This is a genomic window from Sphingomonas sp., assembly GCF_025362505.1.
Taxonomy (GTDB): Bacteria; Pseudomonadota; Alphaproteobacteria; order Sphingomonadales; family Sphingomonadaceae; genus Sphingomicrobium.
Map to the genome: position 1 here is coordinate 1 of NZ_JANYGG010000061.1, position 16,740 is coordinate 16,740.

The following is a 16,740-nucleotide window of genomic DNA, read 5'->3' on the forward strand; positions in this document are numbered from 1 at the left end:
CAAGAGCTATTTTCCCGACAACGCGGTCGAGTTCTTCGTCAGCTACTACGATTATTACCAGCCCGAGGCCTATGTCCCCCGGTCGGACACCTACATCGAGAAGGAAAGCTCGGTGAACGAGGCGATCGACCGGATGCGCCATTCGGCCACCCGATCGCTGCTCGAGCGCGACGACGTGATCATCGTCGCCTCGGTGTCGTGCATCTATGGCATCGGTTCGGTCGAGACCTATTCGGCAATGATCTTCTCGATGAAGAAGGGCGCGCACGCCGACCAGCGCGAGATTATCCGCAAGCTGGTGGCGCTCCAGTACAAACGCAACGATCAGTCCTTCACGCGCGGCAATTTCCGCGTGAAGGGCGACAATCTGGAGATTTTCCCGTCGCACTATGAGGACACCGCGTGGCGGATTTCCTTTTTCGGCGACGAGATTGAGGAGATCGTCGAGTTCGACCCGCTGACCGGCAAGAAAGTCGCGTCGCTGGAGAGCGTCAAAGTCTATGCCAATTCGCATTATGTCACCCCGGGGCCGACGCTCAAGCAGGCGATGGAGGCGATCCGCCACGAACTCTCCGAGCGGTTGAAGGAGCTGGTCGCCGAAGGGAAATTAATCGAGGCGCAGCGGATCGAGCAGCGCACCAATTTCGACTTGGAAATGATCGCCGCGACCGGCAGTTGCGCCGGGATCGAGAATTACAGCCGCTTTCTCACCGGTCGCCTGCCCGGCGAGCCGCCGCCGACGCTGTTCGAATATCTCCCCGACAATGCGCTGCTGTTCGTTGACGAGAGCCACCAGACCGTCCCCCAGATCGGGGCGATGGCCAAGGGCGATCACCGGCGGAAAATCACGCTCGCCGAATATGGTTTCCGCCTGCCGAGCTGCATCGACAATCGCCCGCTGCGGTTCAACGAATGGGACGCGATGCGGCCGCAGACGACGTTCGTTTCGGCGACCCCGGGACCGTGGGAAATGGAAGCGACCGGCGGGGTCTTCTCCGAACAGGTCATCCGCCCGACCGGGCTGATCGACCCGCCGGTCGAGATCAAGCCGGTCGAGGATCAGGTCGACGACCTCGTCAACGAAGCGAAGAAGGTCGCCAAGGCGGGCTATCGCACTCTCGTCACCACGCTGACCAAGCGCATGGCCGAAGACTTGACCGAATATCTCCACGAGGCGGGGCTTCGCGTCCGCTACATGCACAGCGACGTCGAGACACTGGAGCGCATCGAGCTGATCCGCGACCTCAGGCTCGGAGTCTATGACGTGCTCGTCGGGATCAACCTGCTGCGCGAAGGGCTCGACATCCCCGAGTGCGGACTGGTCGCGATCCTCGACGCCGACAAGGAGGGGTTCCTGCGCTCCGAAACCTCGCTGATCCAGACCATCGGCCGCGCCGCGCGCAACATCGACGGGCGCGTGATCCTCTATGCCGACCGCGTCACCGGCAGCATGGAGCGCGCGATCAACGAGACCGACCGCCGCCGCGAACGCCAGGTCGCGTTCAACGAAGCGAACGGCATCACCCCGGCGTCGATCAAGAGCCACATCAACGACATCATGAGCGATATCAGCCTGCGCGACGGCGTGCTGGTCGAGACCGGCGACGACGAGCGCCCGCACCTCGTCGGCCACAATTTGAAGGCCTACATCGCCGACCTCGAAAGCCGCATGCGCAAAGCCGCCGCCGACCTCGAGTTCGAGGAAGCCGGGCGCCTGCGCGACGAAATTCGCCGCCTCGAGGAAGACGAGCTCGGCATCCCCCAGCAACAACGCACCGCACCGCGCCCGGCCGGCAATTCCAAAGAAGGCAAACCGGGCACGCGAAAGACCCGCTACGGCAAGCAGTCGAAGACGAAGTGGGGTGGCAAGAAGTAGTGCACTTCCGGCTCCTGGCCGACGCAACTCCCGGCACCCGCGCGCGTTGCGCCCCTTATGAGAATCGTTTCGCTCCTGTCAGGACTTGCATTCGCCGTATCACTCGGCGGCTGCAACCGCTCCTCGCCCATCGCCAACGATGCCGTCGCGCTTCCCGATAATTCGGTCGGCGACGCTCCCGCCGCCGGGCTCGCCGCCCCCGCCAACGCCGCCGCAGCCGAAGCCGTCGTCAGGGCCTCGCTCCCGCTGCCGAACGACGGCATGGCGTGGAGCTGGGACGGGCAAGAGGGCGCCGCCGAATATGGCGCCGGCCCCCAGGCACCCGCGTTCGAGATCGCCTGTAAAGACGGCAAGTTGCTGTTCCACCGCATCGACGCCGCTCCGGCCGGCGGCAAGGGTACGATGAGCTTCACCGGCAATGGCCATGCCGCCTCGGTGCCCGCCGTCGCGATTGGCGACACCGCCACACTGTCGAGCAGCTGGCTCGCCACTCAGCCGCCATCGGACACGACCCAAGCGGTCGCGAGGGTGTTTTCCGGCCCCGGCCCGGTCGAAATCGCGCTGTCTGGGACTACCACGCTCGTCACCGTGCCCTCGCCGCTCTCGCTTCGCCCGTTCGCACTGTGCCGCATATAACAAGGGCGGCCCCCTTCGGGACCGCCCTCATCCGTGACGAACTGAAGAACTAGAAGCCGAAGTTCAACCCGACCTGGCCTGAGGTCTCGTTGCCCTGCTTCTTGCCGAACGTGCCCGACACCGCGGCGTCGATCGACACCCCCCCGGTGATCGACGAGGCCAGCCCGGCCGAAGCGCGGGCATAGGTCTTCTTGCTCGCGTCGGCGAAGGCGAAATGGTTGATGATCGTCGGGGCGGCGGTCAGCGCATAATAAGCGGTGCGCCCGTCGCCCGTGAAATCCTTCTCGGCGACCAGGCTGGCAAACGGCCGGAAATGGCTGTCGCCGGTGCCGAAGTCGCCGCGCAGCTCGATCCCGGCGTCCCCGCGCAGCGACGAGAAGCGCTGCTCGCGCACGTTGAGCGTCAGCGCCGCGTCGCCCGTCTCGGTGTAGGCGTTGACCTTGGCCTTGGCGTAATCGAGCGCGACCACCGGCCCGACGCGAAATCCGCCCATCGGCATGAGATAACCCGCCTTGGCGCCGGCCAGCCAGTGTGTGCCACTCGGCTTCGCCGACATCGCGTCGATCACGCCGGCCCGCTCGATGCGGTGCTTGTCGTGGCCATAGCCAAGATACCCTTGGGCGAACCCGCCGGCGATCCCGAACCCGGCGAATGCGCCAAGCTGGTAGCTTTGCGAGCGGGTGCTGGCTGCGTCATTGGCGAACCGCGCCTTGGGCCGCGAGTAGTTGGCGGCGATGCCCGCGGTGCCGTTGCTGAACCCGGCCTCGAGGCCGAGCGTGCCGCCGACGCTGGTCACCTTGAACTGGTCGTTGGTCATGCTCGCAGCCACCTTGCGGGTGAAGCTGTCACCGACAGCGAACAGGCGGACACCGCTGAGCAGTTCTCCGTCGCGCGGGCTGCCGAGGTCCATCCGTGTCGTCAGCGTCCGCCCGAACTGACGCGCGATATCGAGCGCGAGGTCGCTCGTCGCCTGCAGCGTCAGCGGCGCTTCCATCTGCGTCGCAACATAGCGAGCGACGATGGCAAAGCCCGCCGAGGTTAGGTGCAGCCCGTCGACGTAGAACAGATATTGGCTGGAGTAAGCCGAATTGAGGCAACTGGCGATCGGTGCGCACACTCCCGCGCTGGTCAGCCCGTAGGCCGTCGGATTGGCAGAGACCCGCGACAAGGCCAGGGATAAGTCGAGATAATTGACGATCGCCCCGTTGGCCGCATAACCCGCCAGCGTCGGCTGCATGGCGCTATTGAAGGTCGTCGAATAGCTGGTGCGGATCGCAAAAGCGGACGGGTCACCCGCGACTTCAGGAAGGGACGCGGTATTGCCGGCGAGGAAGCTGATGTTGCGCGCCCCGGCAGCGACCAGTGCGTCGAGGCCGGTCTTGGCGGCGGCGGCGGCGGCAGCGCCAGCGGCGGGCGCGCCAAGCAACGTCCCGGGCGCGATCACCGGCCCGGGAGTGCCGTTGGCCACGCTGCCACGCTGATAGAGGCGGGCGTCGTTGCCGCCGATCGACACGGCCAGCAGGTCGGTCGGGCCAAACCTGCCGCTGACGCGCGGGAACGCGGCGGGCCCGCCGCCGGCGAGGAAACTGCCAAATTCCGTCGGGAAGCCAAGCCCCGGGCCGGTGACGGTGTTATAATCACTTGTCAGCGCGCCGCCGATCGCGAAATTGTCGATCGGCACGTTCAATAGCTGGCCAAGCGTGTCGATATAATTCGTCCCGCCCGAGAGGCGCCCGGTGGGGTAGATGACGGTCGTCAACGGATTGAGCCCGACCAGCTGGAAGAAATTGCCGTCGTCGGCATAGCTGTCGCCGAACGCGACAATGCGACTCACCCGCTGGGCGGAGGCGGGGGCGGCGAGCCCCAGAGCGGTGGCGCCAAGCAGAGTGGCAGCCAGTAGGCGGCGATAGATCATGAGACGTCCTCTACAAGTGACCGGCGCCCGGCCTTTCTTCGACGTCCGTATTGCGGCGCACCCCGGCCACACAAGTGGCGCGAAGGCAACAGGAGGGGAAAATCAGCGCCTGATTCCAGTATCTTGGGCTTTCCGTAGCGTCAAACAGCCGCGCTAATGGCCGACGGTACATCTGAACAGACTTTAATGTCTTGCCGCGGGTTCGCTGGGCAACCGGCTCATCAGGATCGCCGCCCGCTCGCCCGGTCTCCGTCATCGGGATCCAGCGCACCGCATCGGCGCGGACCGGACGATTTCGCTTTCCTACAGTATAACCCATATGGTTTACATATCTGATTGAGGAAGAACCCGACATGTCCGATGATCACGACTCGAGCGTTGCCACCATCGACCAGCTGGTCGACGCCCTGATCGACCGCGAGGGCGACTATGTCGCCAACCCCGCCGACCGTGGTGGCGCGACCCGCTTCGGCATCACCGAGGCCGTCGCCCGCGTCCACGGCTATGGCGGCACGATGGCCGCGCTCCCGCGGGGCGAGGCAGCGGCCATCTATCGCCGGCTCTACTGGCTCCGGCCCGGCTATGACGCGATCGCGACCCGCGCGCCGCTAATTGCCGCCGAGATGTTCGATACCGGCGCCAACATGGGCCCGGCGGTTGCCACCACCTTCCTCCAGCGCAGCCTCACCGCGCTCAACCGCAACGGCAGGGATTATCCCGACCTGGTTCCCGACGGCCGCTCGGGACCGCGCACGCTCGCCGCGCTCGACGCTTTTCTCGCGCTGCGTGGAGCAACTGGCGAGATTGTCCTGCTCCGCGCGCTCGATGCGCTGCAGGGCGAACGCTACCTCCGCCTCGCCGAGCGCCGCCCCGCCAACGAGGCCTTTCTCTACGGCTGGCTCGCGAACCGTATCGGTAAGAATTAAGCTACGTCACCGTGAACATTCGGAACATTCGACCCATTTCAGGAGACAAGTCATGGCCTTACTCGACAGCATCATCGGACCGATTTCGCAGCTGCTCGACCGCATCATCCCCGACCCCCGCGTGCGCGACGAGGCCAAGCTGGCGCTCCTCAAGCTGCAAGGCGACCAGGAAATGGCCAGCCTGACGACCCAGATGCAGGCGATCGTCGCCGAGGCGCAGTCGCCCGACCCGTGGACCAGCCGGGCCCGCCCGTCGTTCCTCTACATCATGTACGCGCTGATCATGTGGTCGATCCCGATGGGCCTCATCGCCGCGGTCCAGCCGGGCATGGCGGTCGCCATCTCCAACGGCATGACCGCCTACCTGCGCGGCATCCCCGACGAGCTCTACACCCTCTTCGGCACCGGCTACCTCGGCTACACCGCCGCGCGCACCTGGGGGAAGGTCAAGGGGGTGGAGAAATAGGCGTGCATCCCGGCGATGCCCCGCTACGTTAGTTCCGCATGATCAGTCGCCTTCCCCGCTTCGCCCCCGCGCTCCTCGCCCTGCTGGGCTCGTGCACCGCTCCTGGCCTCCTCACCGGCATCAACGGCTTGCTGCCCGGTGACGCCGGTGCTCACCGCATCGCCGAGGCGGTGCCGTTCGGTCCGAGCGAGCGGCTGAAGCTGGACGTCTGGTCGCCGCGCCGCGCCGGCCACGCGCTGCCGGTAGTCATCTTTCTCTACGGCGGTGGCTGGGTCGCGGGTTCGCGGACCGACTATGGGTTCGCCGGATCGGCCTATGCGGGGCAGGGGTTCGTCACCGTTGTGCCCGACTATCGACTGGTGCCGACGGTGCGCTTCCCGAGCTTCGTCAATGACGGCGCGCTGGCGGTGAAATGGACCCGCGACAACATTGCCCGCTATGGCGGCGACCCCGACCGGATCGTGCTCGCCGGCCATTCCGCCGGTTCCTACAACGCCGCGATGCTCGCTCTCGACCCCCATTTCCTGCGCGATGCCGGGGTTCCGGCGGGGACGATCAAGGCCGCGGCGCTATTGTCGGGCCCGTACGACTTCTATCCCTTCACCGAAATGCGCGGGCGCGATGCGCTGGGCAACTGGCCGCGCCCAGCCGAAACCCAGCCGATCAATTTCGTCGGCCGCTCGTCACCGCCGATGCTGCTCGCCACCGGGAGCGACGACGACATCGTGAAGCCACGCAACAGTCAGGCGCTTGCCGCGAAGCTGCGCGCCAACGGCGTGCCCGTCGAGCTCAAGATCTACCCCGGCAAAAGCCACATCGACACCGTGAAGTCGCTCTCTCGCCCGTTCCGCAAGTCCACCCCGGCTCTGGCCGACAGCGCCGCATTCCTTCACCGGATCCTAGGGAGCTAGGCGCGCCACCAGTTCGTCGGCGAACTCGCTCAGCGTATCGTCGCGCGCGCCCATGATGACGATGCGGTCGCCCGGCAGCGCTTCGCCGAGCAGGGCGTCGGCAATGCGCGGCCGCTCGGGCGTATGCTGGGCATCACCCCCCGCCGCGTTGACCGCCTCGGCCAGCCAGTCCGACCCGCGCGAGCGGTCGACCGTCCCACCCTGATAGACCGGGTCGGGCAGGTACAGCCGGTCGCCCTCGCGCAGGCCATGCGCGAAGGTCTGCGCCAGCTCGTTGCCCATCTTGGCGAGCGGTCCGAAGCCATGCGGCTGGAACATCACCAGCAATCGCCCCGGCTGCGCGGTCAGCGTCGCCAGCGTCGCCGCGATCTTGTCGGGGTTGTGGGCGAAGTCGTCGATCACCGTCACCCCGCCGGCGGTGCCGACCGTCTCGAGCCGCCGCCGCAGCCCCGCGAACCGCTCGATCGCGGCGACCGCCTCGCCCAGCGGCACGCCGAGCGCGACGACCGCGGCGAGCGCGGCCAGCGCGTTCGACGCATTGTGGCGGCCTGGCACGGCGAGGCGCAGCTGATGCTGCTCGCCACCATGATCGACGCTGAATGCGACGCCATCGGGCAAGAGCTCGAGGTTGCGCCCGGTGAATGCCGCTTGCGGGCTGTCGAAGCCATAGCCGAGCAGGCGGTCTGCAGGCACCTCGTCGGCCAGCATCCGCGCCTCGGGGTCGTCGAGGTTGACCACCGCCCGCCGGGCGACACCGAGGAAGCCGCCGAACAGGGTCCGCAGCGCCTCCATCGAATGATGGTCGAGGCTGACGTTGGTCAGCACCGCGACGGTCGGCCGATACAGCGCGATCGAGCCGTCGCTCTCGTCGACCTCGCCGACGAACAGCTCGGGATCGCCGACCAGCGCGCTGGCGAACGGCGCTTGCGGCGACACGAAATTCTTCATCACCGCGCCGTTCATTACCGTCGGCTGGCGGTGGCAGGCCGACAGTATCCAGCCGATCATCCCGGTGACGGTCGACTTGCCCGACGTGCCGCCGACCGCGATGCTGGCGTGCGCGGCGTTCATCAGCTGGCACAGCAGTTGCGGGCGGGTGAGGTGGGGGAGGTGGAGTTCACGGGCGCGGACGACGTCGGGGATGCTGTCCTCGACCGCCGCCGAAGTGACCAGCGTCGCGCCTTTCGCCAGCCCCGATCCGTCCTGCGCGAACAGACCGATCCCGAGCGACTTCAGATAATCGAATTTGGCGCCGAGCCGACCGGCATCGAGCGCGCGGTCGGAACCGGTGACCCGCGCCCCGCTGGCGCGGACGATCGCGGCAAGCGGCAGCATCCCGCTCCCGCCGATGCCGCAGAAATGAAAGCTTTGGTTCGTCATCGCCGCTGCCCTATTGCGGCGACGAGCGATTGCATAGGGAGTGGGCATGCGGATTGCCGTGGTCGCGCCGAGTTGCGCGTTGAGTGCGACGGCGGCGGAGCGGGTCGGCTCGATCCTCGCCGCACGCGGCGACGCCGAGCTTCTCATCCACCCGCAATGCTTCGCCCGCGATGGTCACTTCGCCGGTGACGATGGGGCGAGGCTTGGCGCGCTGCGCGAGGTGATGGCCGATCCGGCGGTCGATGCCGTGTGGTTCGCACGCGGCGGCTATGGCTCGAACCGGATTGCCGAGGCGGCGCTGGCCGACCTGCCCGACGCGGCGCGGGCCAAGACCTACATGGGCTACAGCGACGCCGGCTTCCTTCTCGCGGGGTTGCACAAGGCGGGGCTCACGGTCGCACACGGGCCGATGGTCCAGGACGTGCTTCGCGACGGCGGCGAGGCGGCGGTCGGACGGGCGCTCGACTGGCTGGTGAAGCGCGACCGCACCGCGCTCGAGCCGGCGCTCGACGGGCCGGCGATGGCGTTCAACCTGACCGTGCTGTCATCACTGCTCGGCACCCCGCTCGAGCCTGACCTTACCGGCGTCGAGCTGCTGATCGAGGAAGTCGCCGAACATCTCTACCGCATCGACCGGATGATGTTCCACCTCGTCTCCTCGCCGGGCGCGCAAACGATCAGGCGCGTTCGCCTCGGCCGGGTCAGCGAGGTGCCGGTCAATGATCCGGCGTGGAATGGCGACGTCGAAGCGATCGTCCGCGACTGGTGCGAGCGCGCGCGCATCCCCTACGGCGGCCCGGCCGACATCGGCCATGATGTCGCAAATCGGGTCGTTCCGTTTCCACTTGCCGCAAGTTAATCGCCCCTCTGACGCTGCGCTCTTGCAAGGGGGCTAGGATTGCGCTCTATCTCCACTCCGCACAACAGGAGGGCCAAAATGGCAAAAGCAACGACCGGGACACCGCGCAAGGCTGGGGGCGGGCTTGCCCGCCCGGTAACACCATCACCCGAACTCGCCGCCGTCGTCGGAGCCGCTCCGCTGCCGCGCAGCGAAGTGGTGTCGAAGGTATGGGCACATATCCGCAACAATAATCTGCAGAATCCCGCCAACAAGCGGGAAATCCTGGCCGACGACAAGCTGAAGAAGGTCTTCGGCAAGGACAGCTGCACGATGTTCGAAATGAACAAGCATCTGTCGGCCCACCTCAAGTAGGTCGCAATCCCGTCAGGGGGCTGGAGGGGTTCGCGGGTGACCGCGGGCCCCTTCGTCGCATTGGCGGGCCGGCGACTCGGGCTCAGCCGCGCCACAGTCCTTCGACTTTTTCCTGCGTAACGGGGTAGCCGAGGTGACCGGGAATGGTCAGCCACCGCTCGCCATCGCGCTCTTCGAGCCACGGCGTGACCGTTTCGACCGGGTGCGCCGCCGCGTCGGCGACGATTTCGGCGTAACCGCCGTGCGGCGCGAGCCGGTGAAGGGTGGTGCGGGTCGGGAAGATCAAGCTGGCGGTTCCGCCTCGGTCGCGGTCGAGCACTTCGCGCGCGGTCACCCATTCCGCCGAGCTATTCTCTCGCTCGCCGACATTGGGATGCCAGTCGCCGGGCGGGGCGGACGCGATGAAGAAGATCGTGTCGAACCGCCGCGTCGCGTGGAATTTCGGCAGCCAGCGCGCGAACAGGGTCAGCGCCGTGGGAACCAGCCGGAGCGAATGATGGTCGAGCATCGCGGCGAGGCTCATGCCGCCGAGCAGGTCGCGCTGAAGTTCGAGTGAATGTGCCGCGTCGGGCAGCGGATCGAGCGCGACCGAGACCGCCGTTTCCTCGATCGTCTCGCGCACCGCGGCAATGATCGCGGCGCCGTTCGGCAGTCCCAGCCTCTCGCCCAGCTCGACATCCTCGGGATCGATCCGCCCGCCGGGAAAGACCAGCGCGCCGGCGGCGAACGCCATCGTCGCGGCGCGCTCGACCATCAGATATTCGGGTGGTCCGTCCGCCATGTCACGGACCAGGATGAGCGTCGCGGCGGGAATTGCGGTGTCGTCGGTCATCGGCTTCCCGGTTAGGTGATTGTCGCCCAACAAAAAAGGCCGGCGCCGCGGATGGCACCGGCCTCTTTCAAACCGTCGGTCTCGCCCGAAAGCGGGACCGAGCGCGAATTACATCGCGTTGACGGCCTTGTTGCCCTGCGCTTCGGTCATGTTGCCGGCGGCGACATTGTCGGCGACCTTGTCGCCCTTGTCCTTGAGCGCATCGGCCTGGTTCGACATCGAGTCGGCCATGGCGTCGTTGGCGGTGTTGCTGGCCGCGGCGTCGAGGTTGGCGGCGACATTGCCGGCATTCGCTTCGACATTGTCGGCGGCGACCTGGTTGGCATTCTTCTGGCAGGCGCCCATCGAAAGCGCGGCAGTGCCGAGCAGTACGAGTGAAAGTTTCTTCATGGATTAATCCCCTTGTTCGGCCAAAGCGGCCCAGTTTAGCGGGCATTCGGCCCATATTGGCGTGCAACGACGATGCCGCCGAAGCAACACAGACACCCCCAACGCGGTCTGCTGCGCATCGGTTCCCGCGCTTCGCGTAATAAGTCAATTGGCGATAATCGACAGGCCATGCCCGCGGCGAAACTTGCGGCCAGGGTTGCAACCGCCTATCTGGGTCAGGCCGGGCAACCGGCTATGTCGGTAGAATGTTAGGTGGAATAGGCATTTCGGACCCGGGGGGCAGTACCCCGGCGCCTCCACCACCAGCGGCGGTTGACGCGTCTTCGTAAGAGGGCAGGCGCCGTTGCTGATGGGGGCGAAATAGGATCGACGAGTGCAATAAAGTCCTGACTGCCGATCGGCCTGAATGCGCCGTAAAACCGTTCATAACCACAAGTGCCAACGATAACGAGGCGCTCGCGATTGCCGCGTAACTGAGGGCCTAACGGTCTAAGGTTATATGGACAAAAGCGCGGTTGGACCCCACCGGGCAACAGAAGGGGATTCCAGCGGCTTCCGGAGGAGCCGGGCAACAGAATCCTCCGGACCTTTTGCTTGATTTGCCACGGGAGCCTGTCGACCGGGCCGACCCCCGAAAACGCGGAGCCGGGCAACAGAATCCTCCGGACCTTTTCATCCCGTAACTTAGCCCTTGCGGGCTTCGCACAAGCATCGCAGACCTGCCCTCGATCAATCTTCGAGGGGGAAATCGCATGTCCAAATCACGCCTGCTGCTCGCGCTCAGCCTTGCCGTCGCGCCCGCCGCGCTGATGGCGGCACCCGCGACCAAGGAGCAGCTGCTCGTCGCCCCGGCGGGCGCACGCCATTACACCATCAGCTCGATCGCCGGGAAGCATGGCGATGTCTGGTCGTGGGCGCTGACCGATGGGCGCACCGCCTACCGCATGTCGATGTCGCTGCGCGGCTGGATCACCGAGACCGACGAGGTCGACACGGCGGGCGCCGACGGCCGGCCGACGCGGATCGCGGTGCGCGGCTTTACCGACAATGGCGACGCGACCGAGGATTATAGCGTCGGCGGCGATGGCGTCGCGACGTGGAAGACCGCAGTCGACGGCGGCTCGGCGCCACTCGGGGCGAAGCGTTACTCGGCCTATGGCGGTCCGTGGCTTGCCCAAGAGCGGGACGTTGCCGCGCTCGTCGCGGCGGGCGACAAGGGGATCGACATGCTTCCGGGCGGCCATTCCCGGATCCGTATCGGCCAGCCGATGACCATCGACGCGCCGGGCGGTGCAAGGTCGCTCAAGCTGGCATTTATCGAAGGATCCAGTTTCGCGCCGACGCCGGTATGGCTCGACGCGGATAACCGTTTCTTCGGCAATGCCGGGCAAATCTCGCTGCTGCCCGCGGGAAGTGAAGTGCTCGGCCCCAAGCTCAAGGACATCCAGGAGAAAGCCGTCGAGGGCCTTGTGCGCGATGTCGCGCACCGCTTCCTCAGCCCGGCGCATCGCACGCCAACGCTGTTCGACCATGTCAAATTGTTCGACTCGGTCGCCGGGCGCTACCTCGCCGACCGCGCGGTGCTGGTCGCCAACGGCAAGGTCGCGGCGGTCGGTGCGGGCGGATCGCTCCGCGCGCCGGCGGGCACCACGCGGATCGACGGGCGCGGCAAGACACTGCTTCCCGGCTTGTGGGATTCGCACCAGCACGTCGGCGGCGATGACTGGAACCTGCTGCAGAATGTCGCCACGGGCATGACCAATTATCGCAGTCCGGGCTCGCTGATCGTCGATGCGCTGAGCATTACCAAGCGCCGCGCTGCGGGCGACCTGCTAGCGCCCGAGGGCAAGATCTCGGTGATCATCGACCGCAAGGATCCGCTTGCCGCGCAGGGCGCGCTGACCGTTACTTCGGCGGCCGAGGCGATCGCCGCGGTCGACAAGATCAAGGCGGCCGGGCTGTGGGGCGCCAAATTCTACACCTCGATGACCCCGGCGTGGATCGCCCCGGCAGCGGCCGAGGCGCACCGGCTGGGCTTGCACGTCCACGGCCACGTGCCTGCCGGAATGCGCCCGCTCGACGCCGTGCGCGCCGGCTATGACGAAATCACCCACATCAATTTCATCATGATGCAGGCGATGCCGCAGGAGGTGGTCGACAAGGCCAACACCGCCGCCCGGCTCGAGGGCCCGGCCAAATATGGCAAGGACGTCGACCTCGATTCGCCGGCGATGAAGGCGTTCTACGCCGAGCTGGCGAAGCGCGGCACGATCGTCGATCCGACGCTGACCGTGTGGGAGCAGCTGATGACCTCCGACGGAAGCGCGCTCTCGCCCGAATATGCCCCGTTCGCCGCGATTTCCCCGCCGGCGGTCGCGCGCGGCTGGAAGATCGCCGGCTATCCGCTGTTCGACGGGCTGACCCGCGACGATTTCCGCAAGAGCTTTGCCAAGATGGTCGGGCTGGTCGGCCGGCTGCACCAGGCCGGGGTGCGGATTGTCGCCGGGACCGATGGCGCCGGCCTCGAGCTGGTGCGCGAGCTCGAGCTCTATCGGCAGGCGGGCCTGTCCAATGCCGAAGCGCTGCAGACCGCGACGATCATCCCCGCGCGGATGACCGGAATGGCCGACCGGGTCGGATCGATCGCGCCGGGCAAGACCGCCGACCTGATCCTGGTCGACGGCGATGTGGAGCAGAGCCTCGCCGCGCTCCGCCAAATCGACAAGGTCGTTCTCGACGGCAATCTGCTCGACGGGGACGACTTGCGTGCCGCGGCGGGGTTCAGCGGGCGGCCTCGGTAATTACGATACCCCTTGTCCGAGCAGGGGGTGGATGGCAGGACGCGCGGATGAACGAGCTGCGACGATTGGCCTGGCTGGTGGCGGCCGCAGCGCTCGTTCCGTTATTGCTGTTCCTAATCCTGCAATCGGGTTTCAGCGCCCGCGAGCAGCGTCGCTCGGTTGAACAACGCGCGCTCGCCTCGGCCACGATGATGATCGCCAGCACCGATGGTGAGGTGAAGCGCCATTTCGCCGCGCTCGACGCGATCGCGACCACGCGCTCGCTGCGCGATGGCAACCTGGCCGAATTCAAGTCGCGCGCGGTCGAGCTGATCGGACTCAATCGCGACTGGACCGAGCTGATCCTGAGTGACGCCCTCACCGGCAAGCTGCTGGCCAAGGTCGGCACTGACGGCACCGCACTGGACCTCGACCACCTTCCGCCGCCCAGCGAGAGCCCGCGGTTCGCTGGTTTCGCGCGCGGGCCAGGATGTCCCTGCATGATCGCGGAACGGGCGGCAAAAGGTCCGGCGGGCGCGCGGCTGATCGTTCGCCTGCTGGTCAATACTCGCGGTTTCGCCGCCGCCATGCCTCCGGCCAAGGGCGATTATGAAGTCACCGCGCTGGCAACGTCCGATGGCCGTTTCATCGCGCGCTCGCTCGGCGGCGAGGCGCATTTCGCGAGGCCGGGATCGAAATATCTCGTCGCCGCCGTCGCATCGCGCGCCAGCAGCGGCATCTATCGCGGTATCACGCTGGAAGGGTTCGAGAATTATACGGCGTTCGTGCGCTCCCCGCTGTCCGGCTGGTCGGCGCATCTCGCGCTCGGATCGGAACATATCGACGATCCGGCGCGCCGCTTCCTGGCATCGATGGGTTTTGCCGCGATGCTCTCGCTGGCCTTGGCGGCGGTGTTGACCTGGTTCGCGCTCCGCCAGGTCACCGAGGGGCGGCGCATCGCCGAACGGGTCCAGCAGGCGCAGAAGCTCGAGGCGCTTGGCCAGCTGACCGGCGGGATCGCCCACGACTTCAACAATTTGATGACCCCTGTGATCGGCGCGCTCGACTTTGTGTCGAAGCGCAAGGGGATCGATGACTCGGCTCGCCGAATGCTCACACGCGCGCTGGCGTCGGCCGAACGCGCCGGCAAGCTGACCGCGCAATTGCTCGCCTTCTCGCGTCGCCAGAAGCTGCTGATCGAACCGATCGATGTGGCTGCGATGCTGATCGACGTGGCCGACCTCGTTCGCCAGTCGGTCGGCGACGCCCACCGGGTGGAGATCGGGGCGGTCGAGCCATCGGTCTGCGCGTTCGGCGACCTCAGTCAGCTCGAGCTCGCCATCCTCAACCTGACGATCAACGCCCGCGACGCGTCGCGCCCGGGTAGCCTGATCCAGGTGATCGTCACGGCTTCGGGGTCGCCAGACGACGGCGAGGTGGCGCTGGCGGTCATCGACGAGGGCGAGGGCATGGACGAAGAAACCCGCCGCCGCGCGGTCGAGCCGTTTTTCACGACCAAGGCGGTCGGGCAGGGAACAGGGCTCGGCCTTGCCCAGGTGTTCGGATTCGCCGCCCAGGCCGGGGGGCGGCTCGACATCGCCAGCGAACCGGGCATTGGCACCACGGTCACCTTGTTCTTGCGCCGGTGCGACGGCGTGGCGCGTTCCCGGCGCATGCCGATCGACGTGACTGCAGCGGCGAGTACGGAGTCGCTTCGCCTGCTGGTGGTCGACGACGACCCGCTGGTTCGGGCGGTGATCGTCCGGCCATTGGAGGAGGCGGGGCATAACGTCGATGCGGTCAGCGACGGCCAGACCGCGCTCGCGGCAATCTCCCAGCGCCGCTTCGATCTGGTTATCACCGATTACGCGATGCCAGGGATGGACGGCGCAGAACTGATCCGTCGCGCTCGCGAGGTGCGGCCCGATTCGCGGTTCCTGATCGTGACCGGCCATGCCGACAGCGAGTCGGTGCTTGGCGCCGCCGGCGAGACGCCGATCCTCAAGAAACCGTTCGACGCCGCCCAGCTTGTCAGCCTGGTTGCCGCGCTCAGTGCCTGACCCGCGTCACGCGGCGGGCAGGCTGAGAGTAACGAGCAGCCCGCCGAGATCCTCGCTCTCGTCGAGTGCGACGGACCCGCCGTAAATCTGCGCGACATCGCGGACAATCGCGAGGCCGAGCCCGGTGCCCGGCTTGTCGGTGTCGAGCCGCGCGCCGCGCGCGAACAGGACCTGGCGGTCGGCCTCGGGGATGCCGGTGCCATCGTCCTCGATCAGGATCTCGACGGTGCCGTCGTGGGCAGGCTCGACCGTCACGAACACCCGCCCGCCGCCATATTTCGCGGCGTTTTCGACGAGGTTGCCGAGCATTTCGTCGAGGTCCTGGCGCTCGACCCGGACGCACGCGGCGTGGTCGCCGGCGATGTCGACGGTAACGTCGGGATAGAGGCGGCTGACCGCGCGCTCGACCGCTTCGACGCTGTCCCACGCCGTCGCCCGCGCCTGCGCCGAAGCGCGGCGGCCGATGGCGCGGGCGCGGGCGAGGTGGTGGTCGACCTGGCGGCGCATGACCAAGGATTCGCGAATGACCGTGTCTGACAGGTCTGGCGCGTGCGCGGTGGCGGCGTTGGTGATGACCGTCAGCGGCGTCTTGAGCGCATGGGCAAGATTGCCGGCATGGCGCCGCGCTTCCTCGGCCTGTTCCTCGCTATGGGCGAGCAGGGCGTTGAGTTCATGAACCAGCGGATGGATTTCCCGCGGATAATCCTCGCCGATGCGCTCCTGCCGGGCAGAACGGATTGCGATCAGTTCGCGGCGCACCCGACGGAGCGGCGATAGTCCGTAAAATGCCTGCAGCGCGGCGAGCACCACCAGCCCTGCGCCGAGCGCGAGGAAGCTCCACAGCAGGGTGACACGCAGCGCCTGGATTTGCGCGTCGATCGTCTCGCGCGACTGAGCAACCTGAAAACGCCAGCGGACCTTCGACCCGGGCAGCAGCACGTCCCGCTCGGCGACGCGAAGCGGTTCATTCGCGAATTCGTCGCTGTCATATTCGTGGAGGTGGATGTCGATGTGAACCCCGACCTGCAGCCGACGGTCCCAGAGCGAGCGCGACGGGAAGGTGTCGGCGCTGGCGCCGCTGACCTGGAAATAGAGGCCCGAGTAAGGCTCGAGGAAGCGCTGGTCGGCGGGCGGGCGGTTAAAACGGACTTCACCGTCGGGGCCGATCTCCGACGCCGCGACCATCGCGTTGAGCACATAGGTCAACTGGCTGTCGAAGTTCTCGCCGATCGAGCGCGACAGCACGCGATCGAGCGCGAACCCGCCGATCAGCAGCAGCACCCCGATCCACAGCGCCGCGACGCCGATCATCCGGCGGGTCAGCGACCCGGTGCCGCGCGGCGATCGCCCCCCCC

Annotated in this window: 14 protein-coding genes and 1 other RNA gene; 10 read left to right on the plus strand and 5 right to left on the minus strand. The window is 66.9% G+C overall.

Annotated features, from left to right (window positions below; genetic code table 11):
* Together uvrB and Q0R27_RS04950 are read left to right on the plus strand one after the other, a co-directional pair.
* On the plus strand, window positions 1-1,876 hold a 1,876-nt coding region (gene uvrB / locus Q0R27_RS04945), incomplete at its 5' end, for an excinuclease ABC subunit UvrB (RefSeq protein ID WP_293941643.1).
* A gap of 57 nt (window positions 1,877-1,933) precedes the next feature.
* Window positions 1,934-2,512 carry a hypothetical protein gene (locus Q0R27_RS04950; RefSeq protein WP_293941646.1) on the plus strand — a complete coding sequence of 193 codons (579 nt, stop codon included), beginning with the start codon at window positions 1,934-1,936 and terminating at the stop codon, window positions 2,510-2,512.
* Window positions 2,513-2,561: 49 nt separating this feature from the next.
* On the opposite strand, the gene Q0R27_RS04955 is transcribed toward Q0R27_RS04950, so the two are convergent.
* Window positions 2,562-4,427, minus strand: coding sequence for an autotransporter domain-containing protein (locus Q0R27_RS04955; RefSeq protein WP_293941649.1), 1,866 nt, complete (start codon window positions 4,425-4,427; stop codon window positions 2,562-2,564).
* A 353-nt stretch (window positions 4,428-4,780) separates the two neighbouring features.
* On the opposite strand from Q0R27_RS04955, the gene Q0R27_RS04960 reads away from it, so the two are divergent.
* The 3 genes from Q0R27_RS04960 to Q0R27_RS04970 are packed head-to-tail and all read left to right on the plus strand — an operon-like array spanning window position 4,781 to window position 6,730.
* Window positions 4,781-5,353 (plus strand): N-acetylmuramidase, encoded by a 573-nt coding sequence (locus tag Q0R27_RS04960; protein WP_293941651.1) that lies wholly within the window; start codon window positions 4,781-4,783, stop codon window positions 5,351-5,353.
* A gap of 52 nt (window positions 5,354-5,405) precedes the next feature.
* Complete coding sequence (locus Q0R27_RS04965) at window positions 5,406-5,819, plus strand: holin family protein (RefSeq protein WP_293941652.1); 414 nt, start codon at window positions 5,406-5,408, stop codon at window positions 5,817-5,819.
* A 38-nt stretch (window positions 5,820-5,857) separates the two neighbouring features.
* Complete coding sequence (locus Q0R27_RS04970) at window positions 5,858-6,730, plus strand: alpha/beta hydrolase (protein ID WP_293941654.1); 873 nt, start codon at window positions 5,858-5,860, stop codon at window positions 6,728-6,730.
* On the opposite strand, the gene Q0R27_RS04975 is transcribed toward Q0R27_RS04970, so the two are convergent.
* The gene (locus Q0R27_RS04975; RefSeq protein ID WP_293941657.1) at window positions 6,719-8,110 is read right to left on the minus strand and encodes a Mur ligase family protein; all 1,392 of its coding nucleotides are present in this window, start codon (window positions 8,108-8,110) and stop codon (window positions 6,719-6,721) included. The genes Q0R27_RS04970 and Q0R27_RS04975 overlap by 12 nt on opposite strands.
* Before the next feature lie 46 nt (window positions 8,111-8,156).
* Here Q0R27_RS04975 and Q0R27_RS04980 point away from each other — a divergent pair, with 46 nt between their 5' ends.
* Window positions 8,157-8,969, plus strand: coding sequence for an LD-carboxypeptidase (locus Q0R27_RS04980; protein WP_293941660.1), 813 nt, complete (start codon window positions 8,157-8,159; stop codon window positions 8,967-8,969).
* A 78-nt stretch (window positions 8,970-9,047) separates the two neighbouring features.
* Window positions 9,048-9,323, plus strand: a complete 276-nt coding sequence (locus tag Q0R27_RS04985) for an SWIB/MDM2 domain-containing protein (protein WP_293941662.1) — start codon at window positions 9,048-9,050, stop codon at window positions 9,321-9,323.
* An 82-nt stretch (window positions 9,324-9,405) separates the two neighbouring features.
* Here Q0R27_RS04985 and Q0R27_RS04990 read toward each other — a convergent pair whose 3' ends face one another.
* Complete coding sequence (locus tag Q0R27_RS04990) at window positions 9,406-10,155, minus strand: NUDIX domain-containing protein (RefSeq protein ID WP_293941665.1); 750 nt, start codon at window positions 10,153-10,155, stop codon at window positions 9,406-9,408.
* Between the two features lie 108 nt (window positions 10,156-10,263).
* A complete protein-coding gene (locus Q0R27_RS04995) occupies window positions 10,264-10,545 on the minus strand; it encodes a hypothetical protein (RefSeq protein WP_293941668.1) in 282 nt (93 codons plus the stop codon).
* 180 nt (window positions 10,546-10,725) lie between these two features.
* Between Q0R27_RS04995 and ssrA the strand changes: the two genes are divergently transcribed.
* From ssrA to Q0R27_RS05010, 3 genes are all read left to right on the plus strand, one after another.
* Window positions 10,726-11,093, plus strand: a transfer-messenger RNA (tmRNA) gene (gene ssrA / locus Q0R27_RS05000).
* 204 nt (window positions 11,094-11,297) lie between these two features.
* Window positions 11,298-13,346 carry an amidohydrolase family protein gene (locus Q0R27_RS05005; protein ID WP_293941671.1) on the plus strand — a complete coding sequence of 683 codons (2,049 nt, stop codon included), beginning with the start codon at window positions 11,298-11,300 and terminating at the stop codon, window positions 13,344-13,346.
* Between the two features lie 47 nt (window positions 13,347-13,393).
* The gene (locus tag Q0R27_RS05010; protein ID WP_293941674.1) at window positions 13,394-15,385 is read left to right on the plus strand and encodes a response regulator; all 1,992 of its coding nucleotides are present in this window, start codon (window positions 13,394-13,396) and stop codon (window positions 15,383-15,385) included.
* Window positions 15,386-15,391: 6 nt separating this feature from the next.
* Here the strand turns inward: Q0R27_RS05010 and Q0R27_RS05015 are convergent, their stop codons facing one another.
* On the minus strand, window positions 15,392-16,696 hold the full coding sequence (locus Q0R27_RS05015; RefSeq protein ID WP_293941731.1) for an ATP-binding protein: 1,305 nt from the start codon (window positions 16,694-16,696) through the stop codon (window positions 15,392-15,394).
* Between the last annotated feature and the right edge of the window lie 44 nt (window positions 16,697-16,740).